Genomic DNA, 18,209 nt, shown 5'->3' with positions numbered 1-18,209 from the left:
AAGCGTACTTACAAAAAAATAATTTTTTCAAAAAAAAAGAGCATTCAGACAACCCTTTGAAAAAAGTCTCGTCTATGTTAATAGAAAGTCTGTAAATTGTGAAGGTGATTTCCTTATATACAAACGAGAAAAAGCTTATTCAAAAAGCTGCTAAAAACGACCGCAAGGCGCAAAAGCAGATTTTTGATAAACATGCGCCTAGAATGTTAAGTGTTTGTAGACAATATATTTCGCCAGTAGAAACAGCAGAAGAAATCATGTTAAATGGTTTTTTTAAAGCTTTTAAGAACATCAAAAAGTACAATCACAATGGGAGTTTTGAAGGATGGTTGCGTCGCATTATGGTAAACTCTTGTCTGGATCACTTGCGCAAGAAGAATCCTTTCAAATTTGCTGCACCGATTGATGAAGTTAAAGATGAAACAGATGATGATGGAATGGATGATTGTAATCTAGAAATGCATGTATTGCAATCGGTCATCGATGCTTTACCTATAGGTTATAAAAGCGTGTTCTTAATGTATGTAGTTGATGGGTACAAGCATCATGAGATAGCAGAAATACTGGATATAAGTGTAAATACTAGTAAGACCCAATTACGCAAAGCCAAATTACAGCTTCAGCAAGAAATTAATAGTTTAAAAAGGCAACAATATGAAGCTTGATTCATATAAAAATAAGTTTAACGATCGCGAGATCAATCCATCTACTCAAGCTTGGTCTAAGTTAGAGGAGCGATTGGATGCAAGTGACAAAAAGGCGATTCCGCTTTGGTACTGGATCGCAGGAGTTGCAGCAGCGCTGTTACTCGCTGTTAGCATTGTAAAGTTTTCACCTGTTCAAAGTGATCAAGTTGAAAATACAGAGTGGTCTGTAACAGAGGATCAGTCTAATGAGCAGCCATTGATAAATAAGGATCTCTTTATTGAAGAAGAGATTGAGAATGAAATGAGTTTATCTACTATGAATGAGGAATTGGTTAAAGCTAATCATAAAGATGAACCAGCTGGAATTAAGGCAACGGTATCAAAAGTTAAAATGCTTGATTCTAAATTTTCACAGCGAGATGAGGTTGTAGTAAGTGCTACAATTGATAACCAGCATAAGAAAGAGGTCGATGTGAATACTGTTGTGAAAGAACCAAAAATTAATGAACAACAAGTGTTGATTGCACAAGTCGAAAATTCAAATAATAAAAAAGAATTATTAATTAAAACGGCCGATCAAGAAGTAGATGAACTACTAAGTGAATTGCTTAATGAATCTGCTATAAATAAAGAAGAAGCTGTTTATACCGTTAATCCAGAGAGCTTACTGAGAGAAGCAGAATGGGACATTCAAATTGAACAGGAAAATAAAATTCAAAACTGGATTGATAAAGGTTTTAATCAAGTTAAGAAAGAGGCAGTTGCCTTAGTTTCAAAGAAATAATTTTCATCAACATATAATTAATTTAAAATTTTCATGCTATGAGAACAGGATTACTATGGATAAGTTTTATCACTTACTTACTATGCACAGCAGCAGGATTTGCTCAGGAAAAAACTAATACCGTCGATAATTGGAAGTATCAAGATAGTTTGTCAAATGACAAACAATATCCTAAATACTACCAGAAAAAAATAGATGATTTAAATAGTTTACATCAATTATATGAATCAGAATTAAGAACAGAACTTAAGGAGTATGTAGAAAAAGTAAATAAAGATCTGGAAAAAGGTAAAATAAGTGCTGATAAAGCTCAGGAGTTGAAAAGGGAGCGAGCAGCTCAAGTAGCAGCACTTATTACTTCTCATAAAAAGCGTATTGAAGCAGAAAAAGATTTTGTAGTGACCGAAGCAGAAAAAGGTGGATCGTTATCTATATCTACAAAAGGAGTCGAGATTTCTCTAAATGGAGAAAATCTACAAAGAGAAAAGAAAAAATTTATCAAAACTCAAAGAGGTTTTAGCTTGTCACTAGGATATAACTTTTTGAATGGTGATAATCTAGGAATCAATGATTTTAGTTATCCAAATAATAACTACATAGCATTTGGGCCTAGTTGGTTAACTCAATTAGATGAAAAAAATCATATAAGAATTAGATATGGTATAGAATATCAATCCCATGGACTAGAATTGAATGGTAATAGAATTTTTACACCCAATACAGACGATACAATGGTGGCTCCTATAGGATTTAGTGTTGAGAAAGCTAAGTTCAGACAAGACCAATTAATGGTTCCTGTTCATTTTGAATTTGGAGGAACAGAAAAAAGAGAATATGAGGATGGTCGTGTGAGGTTTACCAGTGATAATAGCTGGAAAGTGGGAATTGGAGGTTTTGCAGGTTTAAATTTAAGTTCTCGTTTAAAATTGAAGTATGAAGAAAATGGTAGAGATATAAAACAAACAACCATTAATGCTTTTGAAAATAATGTGTTCTTCTATGGACTAGATGCTTATATAGGAAAAGGTAATATTTCTTTCTTTGGAAGAATGAATTTAAATGATGTTTTTAAAAGCGGATCAGTGGACGGGCAATATGTATCCTTTGGAATTAGATTTATTTAGCCATAAATAACTTAAAGTATAAGCATCCTTATAAATCGATTATAAGGATGCTTATCAATTAAATTAGAGTTAAAATAAAGATTATAAGGTGTTTAGGTATGTAACTTTATAAAAACCATATATTATGAAAAAACTATTATTAAGTTCTCTATTACTACTTCTGTTTACGGCAGTTCGGGCTCAAGAAGATCAAGATGTAAAAAAAGCGCCTATAGATTTTTTAGATTTGTTTGATTCAGATAGAAGAGAGAAAGAAAATGTGCGCACTAATACTAATTTAGTTTGGGCTATAGGTTGGAATCAAGCACTAGGTGATGGTAATGGAATAGGTGATGACTATCGATTTTGGGGTAGTGGTGTTTTTGACATAGGACTTGAATTTAGTACCAGGTTGCAACCAAAAGATGATTTATTTAGGTTTAATTATGGTTTGGATTTAAGATTTCAATCTTTAAGAATCACTGATAATCGTCAGTTTGCAACAAACAACAATATTACAGATTTAGTTCCTGTAGGAATCGATACAGATCGTTCTAGATTTTATCAATTCAGTTTAGTAGTTCCTTTACATATTGAAATAGGACGTCGGGATTTAAAAACCTATAAAAATGGAATTAAAAGGTACCACGATGATGATGCCTTTGTCGTAGGGCTAGGTGGTTATTTAGGTTATACAACTACCTCTACTCAAGAGCTCAAGTTTGAAAGAGAAGGTAGGGATGTGACTACAACGGTCACCAATGACTTTGAAATAAATAACTTTAACTATGGACTTAGTATTTATGCAGGATGGTACGATTTTCAAATTTTTGCTAGATATGGTCTAAATGACATTTTAAAAGACTCACCGATTCAACAACAGTATTTTAGTTTCGGGTTTAGATTTAGGTAAATGAAGAATTAATAGAAAACTCGTCTAGAAATAGACGGGTTTTTGTTTTTAAGGACAAAATTGAAAGCAACTTGGAAGATTACGTATCGATCACTTGAACAAATCCAAACTTTTTAGTCATATCCCATAGGATAGGTGTATAGAAACGTAACTTTGCAATTCGTTATTTTTATGCTTTAAATTTATTCGAAGTTGATTGCAAGAACCACAGTAGATGCCGTATTTGACACCGCTAGAGTAGAAGAGGTGATTGGAGATTTTGTACAACTTAAAAAATCAGGCTCCAACTATAAAGGATTAAGTCCATTTTCAGAGGAGCGCACACCTAGCTTTATGGTGTCGCCAGTTAAACAAATCTGGAAAGATTTTAGTAGCGGTAAAGGTGGTAACGTGGTTACCTTTCTCATGGAGCATGAACACTTTACTTTTCCTGAAGCTATTAAATGGCTGGCCAAAAAATATGGAATTGAAATAGAAGAAACTCAACAAACTGATGAAGAAAAACAAGTTCAGGATGAAAAAGAATCCATGTTTCTTGTTTCAAAATTTGCGAGTGAATGGTTTGAAAAGCAACTTAAAACGGAAGATGGGCGTGCGATAGCATACAGTTATTTCAAAGAACGAGGCTTTACCGATGATACTATAAATTATTTTAAATTAGGCTACAATCCAGATGTTTGGAGTGCCTTTACCGATGCAGCTATTAAAGCAGGTTATAAACTTGAGTTTTTAGAAAAAACCGGTTTGACCATAGTTAAGGAGTCGATTAACGGCGGTGAGCAAAAGAAATTTGATCGCTTTAAAGGAAGAGTCATGTTTCCTATACGCAGCATGTCTGGTCGTGTGTTGGGATTTGGTGGTAGAATTCTAGTGAATGATAAAAAAGCTGCCAAGTATTTAAATTCTCCTCAAAGCCCTATCTACGATAAATCCAAAGTGCTTTATGGAATCTATGAGGCTAAACAAACTATTGCCAAAGAAGATGTTTGTTACCTGGTTGAAGGGTATACCGATGTAATTCAATTGTATCAAGCTGGTATTAAGAATGTAGTTTCTAGTTCAGGAACTGCACTTACTAAGGAGCAAATTAGATTAATACAGCGATTAACTAAAAATATTACCGTCTTATATGATGGAGATGCAGCTGGATTAAGAGCGGCGATAAGAGGAACAGATCTCATTCTTGAAGCTGGTATGAATGTGCGAGTTTGCACTTTTCCAGAAGGAGAAGATCCAGACAGCTTCGCAAAAAACCATACTACTCAGGAAATTCAAGAGTTTTTAGATTCAAATGCCGTTGACTTTATAAGGTTTAAATCTAACTTGTTAAAAAACGAAGCTGCAGGTGATCCTATAAAGAAGGCAGAAATGATTCGTGATATTGTTTCCAGCATAAGCAAAATTCCCGATGCGATATCTAGAGAAATTTATGTTAGAGAAAGTGCTGCAATTTTGGAAATTGGTGAAGATGTGTTATTCTCTTCTTTAGCACAAAATCGAAATGCAAGTGTTAAAGAAGAGCGTAAAAAACAAATAAGAGAACAACAGCAACAAACACTTCAAAAAGTCTCTGATAAACAAAGTCCTAGTCTTTCAGTCAATAGAAGAGAGATACTGGAACAAGCTCTTATAAAAGCTTTACTACTATATGGTGATCGTACGGTGGTTTTTAACGATGAATATTTTCAAGAAAGTGAAGACGGTGAACTAGAAACTGAAAAAATCTCTGTTGAAAATGTGGTGTATGAAAAGGTATATATGGAGCTGCAGAGTGATGAAATGGAATTTTCAAATCCAGCGTTTAAACATCTTTATCCAAAACTAATTGATATTCTACTTTTAGAAGGTCGCATTGACGTTAATACCATTATGACCGAATTGTCTGATGAAGAAGCTCAAATGGTAGCAGATCTTGTAATGGATGATGATAAGTACCAATTACATAAATGGGATGAACATCAAATTTTTGTAAAAACAAAAGAGGATACAATCGCGCCACACGTTCTTGATACCATACTTAATTTAAGAAGGTTGATGATAGAAGAAAAAATCAAGGCATTGTACAACTCCATCTCGCCAGACCCGACTTCCGATAACGCTTCAGCGCTTGAAGAAGTTATGGAATATAACAAGCTTCATAAGTATATAGGAAATCGTTTAAATCGTGTGATTTAATTAGCTAGTTGCATGATTCTAGCTTGGTGAATAAGATCGGCAATGCTAGTTGCTTTAAGCTTTTTAAGCAAACGATTTTTGTAGGTGCTCACTGTTTTTTCATTTATGTTAAGCTCCTTGGCAACATCCTTATTTCTAAGTCCTTTAGAAAGTAAATTTAAAACTTCAATCTCCCTTTTAGAAAGTTTTTTGAATTTCATTACTCCATTTTTTCTTCCACTGTTTAATGAAGCAAGAATCTCTTCAGATAAATATTGCTCGCCTCTAGCAACCTTGGCGATGGCTTTTTTTATTTCCTTACTTGATTTTACTTTAGAGATATAACCATTGGCTCCTGCTTTAATAGCACTTGCAGCATACATTTCCTCGGGATGACAACTTACCACAAGTACTTTAATGTTTGGAAATTGCGCTCTTAAATCTCGAACCTCTCCTATACCTTTACTTTCTGGCAAATCAATTTCTAACAGTACAATATCAGCTTTGGCAGCTTTTACGTTTTCTATTAAATCCTTTCCGCTTTCTGCCTTTCCTTTAACGGTGTATTCTTTAACGTCTTTCATTAAAGACTTTAGTCCACGTCTAAATACAGGATGGTGATCGGCTAAAAATACGTTCATTCTTTGTAAGTTTTCAGAGGTTTTACAAAGATAAAATGTTTACTCAGTATAAACTGTGATTTATTTGTGAGTATGCCCTTACGTAAATTTCTTGTAATCTGTTATTCAAGTAGTTCGTCGGGAATGACACACACTGGGATTGGATTCATCTTGTGTTGATTCCTACGATTAAAATCCAGATAAATTTGTAAGACTTCTTGCTCTCTTTCTGTAAAATCAGCGGTAGTTTTTCCTTCCTTAATTTGCTTCATTGCCCATTCCAGTTCATCATAACTAGCTCCTATTTGATCCTCATCAGTACGCTCTGCTCCATAAAGGCCATCACTAGGTGCGGCTTTCATGATACTTTCTGGAACATTTACATGTTTTCCTACGGCATAAACTTCGCTTTTAAGTAAATCGGCAATTGGACTCACGTCAACTCCACCATCACCATACTTGGTATAAAATCCTACGCCAAAATCTTCAACTTTGTTTCCCGTTCCTGCAACTAATAGTCCATTAACGCCACCATGATAATACAAAGTGGTCATGCGTAATCGGGCTCTGGTATTTCCTCTCGTTAAATCTACAAGTGCACTATCCTCTATATCCGGCATTTGATTAATGAATGTATCAAACACGGGTGTAAGATCACTACGCACATCACTTACATTAGAAAACCGATTTTTTAATTGCTCAATATGTTCCTGCGCTCTAGTAACGTGATCCATATGTTGATGAATAGGCATTTCAACACAAAGAACTTCTAGACCTGTCATGGCACACAAGGTTGATGTGACTGCGCTATCAATGCCGCCACTCACTCCTACAACATAACCTTTAATTCCTGCATTAGTAGCATAATCCTTTAACCATTTTACTATGTGATCAGTCACTTTTTCTACATTCATAATCGTATTTTTGCGAGTCTAAAAATAATCAAATTGTTTCTCAGTTATAAGGGTATGAAATATCTATTTAAAATATTGGTAGTTCTCGCTTTCGCGAAAGCGTTATCCTCATGTAATTCTGAGTCGAAAATTGAGAAGGAAATTTCACAAATCCCTATAAATGTAGGGTTGAGGACTTTTCATAACGAGTTTAAGAATGCTGATACTACGGATCTATCTCAATTAAAAGCAAAATATCCTTATCTATTTCCATCACATTTGCCAGATTCTATTTGGTATGAAAAAATGCAAGGTCGCGATACTATTTACTCAATACTTGAGGAAGAAGTGGAAAAAGCAAGTTTTGATTATAAGGAACTGAAGGATGAGGTTGTTGATGTAATGAAACATGTGAAGTATTATTTTCCAGAATATCAAGCTACGCCTATTACCACTATAATTTCTGAAGTAGACTACCGTATGCAAGTAGTTCCATTTCAGGAAGATTTACTTATTTCAATCGACACTTATCTAGGCAAGGATAACGATTTGTATGCAGGGATGAACAGCTACCAAAGCCAACACTTTAATAAAGAAAATATAAAGGCCGATGTAGCCCACGCAATAGCAAAGTTGTTTGTTGAACCTGGTAACGATCGCCGTTTTTTAGAATCCATAATCTATCATGGTAAGTTGCATTACCTTCAAAGTTTATTTGCGCCAGACCAACCGGATTACCTGATTCTTAAATACTCCAAAGAGGAATATGAATTTACTAAGGAAAATGAATTAGAAGTATGGCGTTACTTTATAGATCAAAATTTGTTATATAGTACTAATCCTGAACTTCAATCTAGATTCATACAACCAGCACCATTTTCAAAATTTTATTTAGATATAGACTCGAGTACACCTGGTGGAATCGCTAGATATATAGGATATAAAATAGTAGCAAGTTACATGGAGAATAATGAGATTGATCCTAGTACACTTGTATCATTGCCAGCCGAAACCATATTTAAGAATTCACAGTATAAACCTGTACAACAATAATTATGTCAAAGAATCGCAGATCACAAATAAGAATAGGAATTGAACTGGATGAAAATAGAGTTCCAGAAAAAATAAGATGGAGCGCACCAGATGGTGGTGTTGATGCTGCCGATGCTAAAGCCATGATGGTAAGCATGTGGGATAGTGCACAGCAGGAGAGTTTTAGAATCGATTTGTGGACTAAAGACATGCCTGTAGATGAAATGCGTGTGTTTTTTCATCAAACACTAGTAAGTATGGCCGATACTTATCATCGTGCTACAAATGATGAAAAAATGCGCGATACCATGCTAGACTTTTGCGATTATTTTGCCGAAAAATTAAATCTTAAAAAATAAAAGCCTTTAATTTTTCAATAAAGAATTATTCTTGAATCCTGACAAAAAACAGCTTCTAGAGCTAGCTCATTATAAAATGCCATTTGGTAAATTCAAAGGCAGCTTTTTGAGTGATTTGCCAGAGGCTTACTTTCTTTGGTTCAAACGAAATGGTTGGCCACAAGGTAAGCTAGGTGTTTACATGCAATCAGTTTATGAGCTTAAAATAAACGGTCTAGAAATCATCCTAAAGCAGTTACGTAGCAATTAAGAACAGGCCACACAATTAGGAGTAAGTATTTTATAGAGACTTATTTATTTCGTCGATGTATCCCAAAAGTTCTTCCTTACCAATACCTTTTGAGGCACTAGTTATAAAATAAGGAGGCATTTCTTCCCAAGTAGTTTGCAATAAGGCTTCTTTGTAATCATTGACCTGTTTTTCAATTGCCTTGGGTTTGAGTTTATCTGCTTTGGTAAACACAATGGCAAATGGCACACCATTGCTACCTAGCCATTCCATGAATTCAGTATCTATAGGTTGTGGATCATGTCGAATATCTACCAGAACAAAGCCGCAAATAAGTTGCTTGCGCTGTTCAAAATATCGGGTAATGAATTTTTGAAATTTAGCTTTTTGAGTTTTAGAAACACGAGCGTATCCGTAACCTGGTAAATCTACAAGGTACCATTCATTATTAATTAAAAAGTGATTTATAAGCTGTGTTTTCCCTGGTTTACCAGATGTTTTGGCAAGGTTCTTATGGTTAGTCAACATGTTAATTAATGATGACTTACCTACATTAGACCTTCCTATAAAAGCGTATTCTGGAAAATGATTGGACGGGCATTTCTTCACATCTTGATTGGAAACAACAAACTTGGCACTGTTAATTTTCATAATGTAAAGCTAGGTATTAGTACTAGGATGATAAGTTCAAATAAAGGTTAGTAACCTCTATCTTTTAACCATTTATCCAGTATTGTATTAAACTCCTCTGGGTGTTCCATCATGGCAGCGTGACCACATTTATCAATCCAAAATAAGTCACTATCTGGCAATTTTTCATGAAATTCATCTGCCACTTCAGGTGGTGTAACATTATCTTGTCTACCCCAAATGATACAAGTAGGAGTGTTCATTTTAGGTAAATCTTTGGCCATATTATGTCTGATTGCACTTTTGGCAATGGCCAGTGTTTTAATCAACTTATTACGATCATTTACCGTAGCAAAAACCTCGTCCACAATTTCCTTTGTAGCTACTGCAGGATCATAGAATACGTCCTCACTTTTCTTCTTAATGTATTCGTAATCACCACGTTTAGGGTAGCTTTCGCCCATGGCGCTTTCATATAATCCAGAACTACCAGTTATTATAAGTGCTTTAACTACTTCTGGATATAATTTTGTGGTAACAAGACCTATGTGACCACCTAGAGAATTTCCTAGAAGAATGACTTCCTTCCATCCCATGTGGTCTATGAATTTCTTGATGAACTTGGCAAAAGTTCCTACGCTAGTTTTAATTAGCGGCATTGTATATAGTGGTAAAGAAGGAACTACAACTTGATAGCCTTCCTTTGGAAAATGATCGATAACACCTTCAAAATTACTTAAACCACCCATCAGACCGTGAAGGATGATGATAGGTGTTCCTTCTCCTGCGCTGTAATATTCGAATTTTCCGTCCTTGATTGTCTTCCTCGTCATAAAAAACTGTCTGTCGCAAATATAACTTATAATCTTATAGTAAAAAGACAATTAAACAGCACAGCGATTTGAAGTGAAAAATGAATGGGGTATCCCACTATTTTTTATAAGGAATTCGCTTTCGCGAAAGCGCACTTCATAACACTCTATCATTAGCACTAAGTAGAATTTGAAATTGTTCATAAGTCCTCAAGTTATTCAAAAAAGAGCTTAGTTATCAACAATGTGGTAAAAAGTGGTAAAAAGTGGTAAAAAGATTTATATATTTGATTAGATTACCTCAAAATGAGGATGAACCATTGATAAATTTTATAGGAACATACGATTGTAAAGCCGACTCTAAAGGTCGTTTCATGATGCCAGCAGCTATCAAAAAGCAGCTTGCGCCTATCATGCAAGAAGGCTTTGTGATAAAGCGAGCTGTTTTTCAACCTTGTTTAGAGCTTTATCCTATGAAAGAATGGAATGAATTGATGGGTCGCATGAATAAGCTTAATCGTTTTAATAAAAAAAACAATGACTTTATACGTCGTTTTACGGCAGGAGTTAAAACGGTTGAGGTTGATTCTAACGGTCGTTTGTTAATACCGCGTGATTTGATTTCAGTAGCTGGGATTACAAAAGATGTAACCGTGTCTAGTGCGATTAATATTATAGAAATATGGGATAAGCAAAAGTATGAGGAAGCAATAGATGATGCTACTGATGATTTTGCGGATCTCGCAGAAGAAGTAATGGGAAGTGATGCAGGAGAATCAATATCATAAATCAGTTCTATTAGAAGAATCAATAGATGGACTCAATATTAAACCAGATGGTGTTTATGTTGATGTCACGTTTGGTGGTGGTGGTCACTCACGCGAGATCTTGAAGCGATTGGGTGATGACGGGCGCTTGTATGCATTTGATCAGGATCCCGATGCTATTCAAAATGAAATAGATGACCCTAGATTTACTTTGATTCAGTCCAACTTTAGTTTTATGAAGCGTTTTTTAAAGCTTCATGGTGTGTCGCAGGTAGATGGTGTTTTGGCAGATTTAGGAGTTAGTTCTCACCAGTTCGACGAGGCTGATCGTGGTTTTTCTATTCGATTTGACGCTCGTTTGGATATGCGAATGAATCAGGAGAGTGAAGTGGATGCTGTTCATGTAGTAAATCAATATGATGAGTCTGATTTGTTACGCATTTTTAAAGAGTACGGTGAATTGCGAATAGCTCCAAAATTAGTACGTCGAATAGTGCAAGAGCGTGCCCTGCAACCTATAGAAACAGTAGGAGATTTAAAACGTATTTGTAAGCCGCTAGTGCCGGCACGCATGGAAAACAAGTTGCTGGCTCAGGTTTTTCAGGCTATTAGGATAGAGGTTAATCGTGAGATGGAAGTGTTGTATGATTTTTTGATCCAGGCAAAAGAGGTGTTGAAAATTGGAGGACGATTAAGTGTGATCTCTTACCATTCATTAGAAGATAGACCGGTTAAAAGATTTATGCGTAATGGCTTGTTTGAAGGAGAGCCGGAAAAAGATGTTTTTGGTCGTGCTGAGGTACCATTTAAAAAAGTTGGAAAACTAATAGTGCCTACTGCTGCTCAAATAGAAGAGAATAATCGTGCACGTAGTGCAAAATTGCGTATTGCAGAAAAAATCGCAAACGTGTAGTTATGGCGTCTAGATTTCATAAAATATTAAAAGGTGATTTTCTTACACAAGAAGGAGCGGCAAAAAATTGGCGCTTCATATTGTTTATGGCATTACTGGCTTTAGTTATGATATACACGGGTCATTCCTTTGAGAAAAAAGTGCATCGATTAAGTAAGTTAAATGACGAGGTGAATGAATTGCGCAGTGAGTTTTATGATTTAGAGAATAAACTCATGTTCATGCAAATGGAAAGCGAAGTGGCAAAAAGGTTGAAAGAATCGGGTATTGCTCCTGCTCAAGAGCCGCCACAAAAAATTAAAATAAAACTACCAGTAGATGGCAACAACGGATAAGGGTATTCTTAATAGAGCTTATATCGCTGCTGGTATTTTATTGCTGGTAGGAATAGGGATTCTGGCTAAAATTCTTCACGTTCAAGTAGCTGAAGGGAAAAAATACCGTGCGCTTACTGAGAAGCGCATCTTTAAAAATGATACGATACCAGCAAATAGAGGTAATCTGTATGATTCAAATGGACAATTACTAGCAACTTCTATCAGTAAGTTTGATATAAGATTTGATGCTGTTACTCCTAGTGAAAAAGATTTTAATGAGAACGTCGGTAAGTTGAGTGATTCGCTTTCGCGAAAGCTAAATAAGCCAAAAAGTTATTTTCTTAACAAGCTTAGAAAAGCTAGGGCAAATAAAAATAGATACATTCTTATAGCTAAGAATCTAGACTACGGAGATTATAAAGAAGTAATCAATTTTCCTTTATTTGAAAAAGGGCCGTATAAAGGTGGGGTGATTGTTGAGCAGCGCGTAGTGCGTGATCATCCTCTAGGTAAAATGGCTGAACGTATTGTGGGTTATGATAAACCAGGTCGAGCTCCTGTAGGATTGGAAGGTGCTTTTGCTCCTTATTTAAGAGGTAGTGATGGTGTAAGATTAAAGCAAAAAATTGCAAAAAGTCAATGGAAACCCGTAAATGGAGCTAACGAGGTAGAGCCAGTTGATGGATACGATGTCTATACTACTATTGATGTCAATATGCAGGATGTTGCACATCACGCTTTACTTGAGCAATTAGAATACTATGAAGCAGATCATGGTACTGCAGTAGTAATGGAAGTTGCAACTGGTGAAATTAAAGCGCTCACAAATTTAGGAAGGGCAAAAAGCGGTAAATATTATGAGAAAAGAAATTATGCCGTTTGGGAAGCGCATGAGCCTGGTTCTACATTTAAATTAATGAGTGTTATAGCCGCTCTGGAAGATAAAGTGGTTGATACAAGTACCGTTTTTGACACTAAAGGTGGTAAGATTTCTTACTATGGTAGAAATGTAAGAGATTCTAAGTATGGTGGTTATGGAAAAATAAATGTAGCTAAAGCATTTGAGGTTTCTTCCAATACAGCGCTAGTTCAAATGATTTACGATAACTATAAATCTAATCCTAGTGATTATGTAGATAGACTTTATGAAATGAATTTAGGTAATAAGATTGGTTTACCTATAGTAGGTGAAGGGTCGCCATTAATTCCTCATCCAGATGATCAAGGATGGAACGGTCTTTCTTTACCATGGATGGGATTCGGATATGGTGTAGAATTGACTCCATTGCAAACATTAACTTTTTACAATGCTGTTGCAAATGATGGAGTAATGGTTAAGCCTAGATTGATTAGAGAAGTTCGTTCTAAAGATCGACTTGTTGAAAAATTTGATAAGGAGATAATTAACCCGTCGATTTGTTCACAAGAAACCATTGATAAGGTAAAGGTGATGATGGAAAATGTAGTTAGGCGTGGAACTGCAGATAACCTGTATTCACCTAATTTTTCCATGGCAGGTAAAACAGGAACCTGTCAAGCAGAATATTGGATAAAGCCAGGTAATTATATTGCATCGTTTGCTGGATATTTTCCGGCTGACGAGCCTAAATATAGCTGCATAGTAGTGATTCATAAACCCAACGTTAAGAAAGGTTATTATGGAAATATAGTTGCTGGACCGGTTTTTAAAAAAATCGCTCATAAAATTTACGCAAACAGTCCTATTAAAGACGAGATTCAATTACCACAAATTGCATCAGAAGAAGTAGAAAAGTCTGATGAGTTGTTTTATTCCAAGTTACAATCTATTCAAAAAAAGGTGCCTAACCTCAAAGGTATGGAAGTGATGGATGCTGTAGTGATTTTGGAAAACTTGGGAGCCTATGTTGAAGTGAAGGGAGAAGCTGGAATTGTATCTAATCAAAGTAAGGCGCCAGGACAAATTATTAAAAATGGAGAAAAAGTAGTACTAACGTTATGATGTTACTTAAAGAAATATTATACAAAGTAAATATTGAATCTGTCGTTGGTTCTACCGATAAAAAAGTGCAGTCTATTGTTTTCGATTCTAGGAAAGTGGAATTGAATTCTGTATTTGTGGCTATTACAGGTGTCGCAATTGATGGACATAAATTTATTAAAAATGCCATTGAACTAGGTGCTACCGCTGTGGTAGTTGAAAAACTACCAGAAGATCAAATAGAAAATGTTACTTACATTCAAGTGCCTAGTACCAAAAAAGCGTTGGCTTTTATGGCAGCAAACTTTTACGGTAATCCTTCAAAAGATCTCAAACTTGTAGGTATTACGGGAACTAATGGTAAGACAACATGTACTAGTTTATTATATCGCTTGTTTAAATCTTGCGGTTTTAAGTCTGGCTTGATATCAACTGTACATATACTCGTAGATACCACAGAATATAAGGCCACTCATACAACTCCTGATCCTTTGACTATCAATCATTATTTAGCAGAAATGAGAGATGCAGGAGTAGATTATTGTTTCATGGAGGTGAGTAGTCACGGGATACATCAAGAGCGCGCTACCGGATTGCATTTTGCAGGTGGCATTTTCACAAATCTATCACATGATCATTTAGATTATCATAAAACATTTGCTGAATACCGAGATGTTAAAAAAAGATTCTTTGATGAATTGCCAGCATCTGCATTTGCTCTTACCAATAAAGATGACAAGAATGGTGATGTAATGCTTCAAAATACTAAGGCTGTAAAAAGAGGATACGCTTTAAAATCTTTTACAGACTACCGAGCGCATATTATAGAAAATCAATTTGGTGGCTTGTTGCTTAAAATTAACGAACAAGAAGTTTGGTGTAAAATGATAGGTCAATTTAATGCCTATAATATTGCAGCAATATATGGTTGTGCTGTTGAGCTAGGTCTAGAACCTATTGAGGTTCTGGAAAAAATTTCACAATTAGAAGGTGTTTCTGGAAGATTTCAGTATTTCACAACGGCTGAAGATAAAATCACTGCGATTGTAGATTACGCACACACCCCAGATGCACTTAAAAATGTAATTGAAACCATTAATGCGATCCGTACTAAAAATGAAACGCTTATTACAGTAGTTGGATGCGGTGGAGATAGAGACGCTACTAAGAGACCTAAAATGGGAATGATTGCAGCATCATTGAGTGATAAAGTGATTTTTACTAGTGACAATCCTAGAACAGAAGATCCACAAGCTATTCTAGATGATATTGAAGCTGGTGTTGAACCTCAAGATTTTAAAAAAACCGTAACAGTTGTAGATCGTAAACAGGCCATTAAAACAGCTGCGGTCATGGCTCAACCTAATGACATTATTTTGATTGCAGGTAAAGGTCATGAAACATATCAAGAAATTAACGGAGTACGTAATGATTTTGATGATAGAGAAATTATTGCATCATTATTAAATAAACTCAATAAATAATATGCTTTACTATTTATTCAAATACCTGGAAGAACAATTTCAATTGCCTGGAGCATCGCTGTTTGAGTTTATCACATTTAGGGCAGCGATAGCATTCATGATGTCTCTAGGATTCTCAACTATATATGGAAAGCGTATAATCAACTATCTACGTAATCAACAAGTAGGTGAAACAGTTCGCGATCTAGGCCTACAAGGTCAAGCGCAAAAGGCAGGTACACCTACCATGGGTGGAATAATCATAATATTAGCGACTCTGATCCCGGTCCTGTTATTATGCCAACTTGATAATATTTATGTAGTTCTTTTAATCATTACCACGCTTTGGATGGGAATGATTGGATTTGCAGATGATTATATCAAGGTCTTCAAGAAAGACAAAGGTGGTTTAAAAGGTAAATTTAAAGTAGTCGGTCAAGTAGGGTTAGGAATTATTGTAGGTGCCATCATGTATTTTCATCCTGGGATAACGATAAAAGAAGAACTAAAGACTGAAAAGTATACCCAACAAAGAGTGGAAGGTAATATCCCTATTCAATTTGAAGCAGCAAAAAAATCCACTAAAACAACGATACCTTTTACTAAAAACAATGAACTAGATTATAGTGAATTGATCACGTGGATTGATGATGACCTAGCCTCATGGGCATGGCTCATTTTTATCCCGATAGTCGTTGTAATTGTGACCGCTGTGTCCAATGGTGCAAACCTTACTGACGGTATTGATGGATTAGCCGCAGGTACAAGTGCTATCGCCGTGATTACCCTAGCTTTATTTGCGTGGATATCTGGGAACATTATATTTTCAGATTACTTAAATGTCATGTATATACCCAACTCTGGTGAGATGGTGGTATTTATAACTGCTTTTGCAGGTGCGCTTGTAGGATTTTTATGGTACAACACCTATCCGGCCCAAGTTTTTATGGGTGATACAGGTAGCTTAACTATAGGTGGAATCATAGCTGTTCTGGCTATTGCAACCCGTAAAGAATTGCTCATTCCAATTCTATGTGGTGTTTTTCTTATGGAAAATTTATCTGTAATGATGCAGGTAAGTTGGTTCAAATACACTAAGAAAAAATATGGAGAAGGACGTAGAATATTTCTTATGTCACCATTGCATCATCATTATCAAAAAAGAGGAATTCATGAGAGTAAAATAGTAGTTAGGTTTTGGGTAGTAGGAATTTTACTAGCCATCATCAGTATTGTAACACTTAAGGTTCGTTAATGAATAGTGAAACTAATATATCAAAGAAAGTCGTAGTGCTTGGTGGTGGAATCAGTGGTTTAGGAGCTGCTATTCTTGCTGCTAGTCGTGGCTATGATGTGTTTTTAAGCGATAGAGCTGTTGTGAATGACGCTTTCGCGAAAGCGTTAAATGAACACGGCATATCTTATGAATCAGGTGCTCATACACTAGAAAAATTAATCGAGGCAGATGTGATAATTAAAAGTCCAGGAATACCTGATCACATTGACTTGATTAAACAATTAAAACAAGCAGGTATAGAAATCATTTCTGAAATTGAATTTGCTTTTAGAGAAGAACGAGAAGTTCCTGTAATTGCTATTACAGGTAGTAATGGAAAAACTACGACAACTTCCTTAATGAGCTATTTGCTAGAAACTGCACGGGTAAATGCAACAACCGGTGGTAATATCGGTGAGAGCTATGCCTTGCAAGTTGCTCAAAAACCAGCTAATTATCGCTTGTTAGAGGTAAGTAGTTTCCAATTAGATGGTTGTTATGAGTTTGCACCACACATCGCCATACTACTCAATATTACACCTGATCATTTAGATCGTTACGATTACCAGTTTGAAAACTATATAGATAGTAAGATGAGAATTGCTCAATCACAAAAAGCTAGCGATTACTTCATCTACAACGCCGATGACCAAGCAATTACCGAGGCTTTAAAAAATAAAGATATAAAAGCACAGTTAGTGCCGTTCTCTATGACTCAGGAACTGAAGCATGGAGCTTTTATAAAAGATAATCAAATAATTATAACCCTTAACAACACCCTTTTCACCATGCCTATACAGGAACTAGCATTAAAAGGAAAACACAACACTGCCAATACTATGGCAGCTGCCACCGCGGCAACACTTTTGAAAATAAGAAAGGAGACTATACGTCAAAGCCTACAGTCTTTTAAAGGTGTAGAGCATCGATTAGAAAATGTTCTTAAAATCAATAAAGTTCAATATATCAATGATAGTAAAGCCACCAATGTAAATGCAACTTATTTTGCATTAGACAGTATGGAGCATCCTACAGTTTGGATTGTAGGTGGAGTTGATAAAGGAAATAATTACAGCGATTTGTATGAGTTAGTAAATCGTAAAGTAAAGGCGATTGTTTGCTTAGGAATTGACAATGGCAAAATCATAGAAAATTTTGCAAAATGCGTTGATACAGTAGTTGAAACATCATCCATGGAAGATGCTGTTCGAGTAGCTTATAGATTGGCCAAAGCAGGTGACAATGTATTGTTGAGTCCAGCTTGTGCCAGCTTTGATTTATTTGAAAACTACGAGGACAGAGGTAGACAATTTAAAGCAGCAGTTAGAAACTTATAA

19 protein-coding genes are annotated in these 18,209 nt (G+C 35.5%); 15 read left to right on the top strand and 4 right to left on the bottom strand.

Features of this window, described 5'->3' with window-relative positions:
* The first annotated feature begins 104 nt into the window (after window positions 1-104).
* The 5 genes from AAT17_RS04970 (at window position 105) to dnaG (ending at window position 5,622) form a co-directional block, all read left to right on the top strand.
* Window positions 105-665 (top strand): RNA polymerase sigma factor, encoded by a 561-nt coding sequence (locus AAT17_RS04970; RefSeq protein ID WP_367379285.1) that lies wholly within the window; start codon window positions 105-107, stop codon window positions 663-665.
* The gene (locus AAT17_RS04965; protein ID WP_060523148.1) at window positions 655-1,431 is read left to right on the top strand and encodes a hypothetical protein; all 777 of its coding nucleotides are present in this window, start codon (window positions 655-657) and stop codon (window positions 1,429-1,431) included. The genes AAT17_RS04970 and AAT17_RS04965 overlap by 11 nt, the downstream gene beginning before the upstream one ends.
* Window positions 1,432-1,469: 38 nt before the next feature.
* The gene (locus AAT17_RS04960) at window positions 1,470-2,555 is read left to right on the top strand and encodes a hypothetical protein (protein ID WP_052510414.1); all 1,086 of its coding nucleotides are present in this window, start codon (window positions 1,470-1,472) and stop codon (window positions 2,553-2,555) included.
* Between the two features lie 124 nt (window positions 2,556-2,679).
* Entirely contained in the window at window positions 2,680-3,447 is a 768-nt protein-coding gene (locus tag AAT17_RS04955) for a hypothetical protein (RefSeq protein WP_060523147.1), read from the top strand.
* Window positions 3,448-3,639: 192 nt separating this feature from the next.
* Window positions 3,640-5,622 carry a DNA primase gene (gene dnaG / locus AAT17_RS04950; protein ID WP_060523146.1) on the top strand — a complete coding sequence of 661 codons (1,983 nt, stop codon included), beginning with the start codon at window positions 3,640-3,642 and terminating at the stop codon, window positions 5,620-5,622.
* Here dnaG and AAT17_RS04945 read toward each other — a convergent pair.
* Window positions 5,619-6,242: a response regulator transcription factor gene (locus AAT17_RS04945; RefSeq protein ID WP_042279930.1), complete on the bottom strand. Its 624-nt coding sequence runs from the start codon at window positions 6,240-6,242 to the stop codon at window positions 5,619-5,621. The genes dnaG and AAT17_RS04945 overlap by 4 nt on opposite strands.
* Before the next feature lie 101 nt (window positions 6,243-6,343).
* The gene (nadE, locus tag AAT17_RS04940; RefSeq protein ID WP_060523145.1) at window positions 6,344-7,135 is read right to left on the bottom strand and encodes an NAD(+) synthase; all 792 of its coding nucleotides are present in this window, start codon (window positions 7,133-7,135) and stop codon (window positions 6,344-6,346) included.
* 54 nt (window positions 7,136-7,189) lie between these two features.
* Between nadE and AAT17_RS04935 the strand changes: the two genes are divergently transcribed.
* From AAT17_RS04935 to AAT17_RS04925, 3 genes are read left to right on the top strand one after another with little or no spacing between them, the layout of a single operon-like run.
* Complete coding sequence (locus AAT17_RS04935; protein WP_060525000.1) at window positions 7,190-8,167, top strand: hypothetical protein; 978 nt, start codon at window positions 7,190-7,192, stop codon at window positions 8,165-8,167.
* A 2-nt stretch (window positions 8,168-8,169) separates the two neighbouring features.
* Window positions 8,170-8,505: a gliding motility protein GldC gene (gldC, locus tag AAT17_RS04930; protein WP_060523144.1), complete on the top strand. Its 336-nt coding sequence runs from the start codon at window positions 8,170-8,172 to the stop codon at window positions 8,503-8,505.
* Between the two features lie 31 nt (window positions 8,506-8,536).
* On the top strand, window positions 8,537-8,755 hold the full coding sequence (locus tag AAT17_RS04925; protein ID WP_042279925.1) for a DUF3820 family protein: 219 nt from the start codon (window positions 8,537-8,539) through the stop codon (window positions 8,753-8,755).
* A 30-nt stretch (window positions 8,756-8,785) separates the two neighbouring features.
* On the opposite strand, the gene yihA is transcribed toward AAT17_RS04925, so the two are convergent.
* Both yihA and AAT17_RS04915 read right to left on the bottom strand, forming a co-directional pair.
* Complete coding sequence (yihA, locus tag AAT17_RS04920) at window positions 8,786-9,385, bottom strand: ribosome biogenesis GTP-binding protein YihA/YsxC (protein ID WP_042279923.1); 600 nt, start codon at window positions 9,383-9,385, stop codon at window positions 8,786-8,788.
* Between the two features lie 47 nt (window positions 9,386-9,432).
* Window positions 9,433-10,197, bottom strand: coding sequence for an alpha/beta fold hydrolase (locus AAT17_RS04915; protein WP_042279921.1), 765 nt, complete (start codon window positions 10,195-10,197; stop codon window positions 9,433-9,435).
* Between the two features lie 299 nt (window positions 10,198-10,496).
* Between AAT17_RS04915 and mraZ the strand changes: the two genes are divergently transcribed.
* The 7 genes from mraZ to murD are packed head-to-tail and all read left to right on the top strand — an operon-like array spanning window position 10,497 to window position 18,209.
* Window positions 10,497-10,964, top strand: coding sequence for a division/cell wall cluster transcriptional repressor MraZ (gene mraZ / locus AAT17_RS04910; RefSeq protein WP_060524998.1), 468 nt, complete (start codon window positions 10,497-10,499; stop codon window positions 10,962-10,964).
* Window positions 10,942-11,856, top strand: coding sequence for a 16S rRNA (cytosine(1402)-N(4))-methyltransferase RsmH (gene rsmH / locus AAT17_RS04905; RefSeq protein ID WP_060523143.1), 915 nt, complete (start codon window positions 10,942-10,944; stop codon window positions 11,854-11,856). The genes mraZ and rsmH overlap by 23 nt, the downstream gene beginning before the upstream one ends.
* A 2-nt stretch (window positions 11,857-11,858) precedes the next feature.
* Window positions 11,859-12,191 (top strand): FtsL-like putative cell division protein, encoded by a 333-nt coding sequence (locus AAT17_RS04900; protein WP_060523142.1) that lies wholly within the window; start codon window positions 11,859-11,861, stop codon window positions 12,189-12,191.
* Window positions 12,175-14,154, top strand: coding sequence for a penicillin-binding protein (locus AAT17_RS04895; RefSeq protein ID WP_060523141.1), 1,980 nt, complete (start codon window positions 12,175-12,177; stop codon window positions 14,152-14,154). The genes AAT17_RS04900 and AAT17_RS04895 overlap by 17 nt, the downstream gene beginning before the upstream one ends.
* A complete protein-coding gene (locus AAT17_RS04890) occupies window positions 14,151-15,617 on the top strand; it encodes a UDP-N-acetylmuramoyl-L-alanyl-D-glutamate--2,6-diaminopimelate ligase (protein WP_060523140.1) in 1,467 nt (488 codons plus the stop codon). The genes AAT17_RS04895 and AAT17_RS04890 overlap by 4 nt, the downstream gene beginning before the upstream one ends.
* Before the next feature lies 1 nt (window position 15,618).
* Window positions 15,619-16,851 carry a phospho-N-acetylmuramoyl-pentapeptide-transferase gene (gene mraY / locus AAT17_RS04885; RefSeq protein WP_042279912.1) on the top strand — a complete coding sequence of 411 codons (1,233 nt, stop codon included), beginning with the start codon at window positions 15,619-15,621 and terminating at the stop codon, window positions 16,849-16,851.
* Window positions 16,851-18,209, top strand: coding sequence for a UDP-N-acetylmuramoyl-L-alanine--D-glutamate ligase (gene murD / locus AAT17_RS04880; RefSeq protein ID WP_060523139.1), 1,359 nt, complete (start codon window positions 16,851-16,853; stop codon window positions 18,207-18,209). Before mraY ends, murD begins: the two co-directional genes overlap by 1 nt.

It is taken from the genome of Nonlabens sp. MIC269 (genome assembly GCF_001430865.1).
Taxonomy (GTDB): Bacteria; Bacteroidota; Bacteroidia; order Flavobacteriales; family Flavobacteriaceae; genus Nonlabens; species Nonlabens tegetincola.
The sequence above is the reverse complement of the archived record's forward strand: the minus strand, read 5'-3'. Positions and strand labels throughout refer to the sequence as shown.

Excerpts from the sequence above, each read along its gene's own strand:
- AAT17_RS04965 (WP_060523148.1), top strand. The coding sequence starts at position 655 with ATGAAGCTTGATTCATATAAAAATAAGTTTAACGATCGCGAGATCAAT.
- AAT17_RS04960 (WP_052510414.1), top strand. The coding sequence starts at position 1,470 with ATGAGAACAGGATTACTATGGATAAGTTTTATCACTTACTTACTATGC.
- AAT17_RS04955 (WP_060523147.1), top strand. The coding sequence starts at position 2,680 with ATGAAAAAACTATTATTAAGTTCTCTATTACTACTTCTGTTTACGGCA.
- AAT17_RS04945 (WP_042279930.1), bottom strand. The coding sequence starts at position 6,242 with ATGAACGTATTTTTAGCCGATCACCATCCTGTATTTAGACGTGGACTA.
- nadE (WP_060523145.1), bottom strand. The coding sequence starts at position 7,135 with ATGAATGTAGAAAAAGTGACTGATCACATAGTAAAATGGTTAAAGGAT.
- AAT17_RS04935 (WP_060525000.1), top strand. The coding sequence starts at position 7,190 with ATGAAATATCTATTTAAAATATTGGTAGTTCTCGCTTTCGCGAAAGCG.
- gldC (WP_060523144.1), top strand. The coding sequence starts at position 8,170 with ATGTCAAAGAATCGCAGATCACAAATAAGAATAGGAATTGAACTGGAT.
- yihA (WP_042279923.1), bottom strand. The coding sequence starts at position 9,385 with ATGAAAATTAACAGTGCCAAGTTTGTTGTTTCCAATCAAGATGTGAAG.
- AAT17_RS04915 (WP_042279921.1), bottom strand. The coding sequence starts at position 10,197 with ATGACGAGGAAGACAATCAAGGACGGAAAATTCGAATATTACAGCGCA.
- rsmH (WP_060523143.1), top strand. The coding sequence starts at position 10,942 with ATGCAGGAGAATCAATATCATAAATCAGTTCTATTAGAAGAATCAATA.
- AAT17_RS04900 (WP_060523142.1), top strand. The coding sequence starts at position 11,859 with ATGGCGTCTAGATTTCATAAAATATTAAAAGGTGATTTTCTTACACAA.
- AAT17_RS04895 (WP_060523141.1), top strand. The coding sequence starts at position 12,175 with ATGGCAACAACGGATAAGGGTATTCTTAATAGAGCTTATATCGCTGCT.
- AAT17_RS04890 (WP_060523140.1), top strand. The coding sequence starts at position 14,151 with ATGATGTTACTTAAAGAAATATTATACAAAGTAAATATTGAATCTGTC.
- mraY (WP_042279912.1), top strand. The coding sequence starts at position 15,619 with ATGCTTTACTATTTATTCAAATACCTGGAAGAACAATTTCAATTGCCT.
- murD (WP_060523139.1), top strand. The coding sequence starts at position 16,851 with ATGAATAGTGAAACTAATATATCAAAGAAAGTCGTAGTGCTTGGTGGT.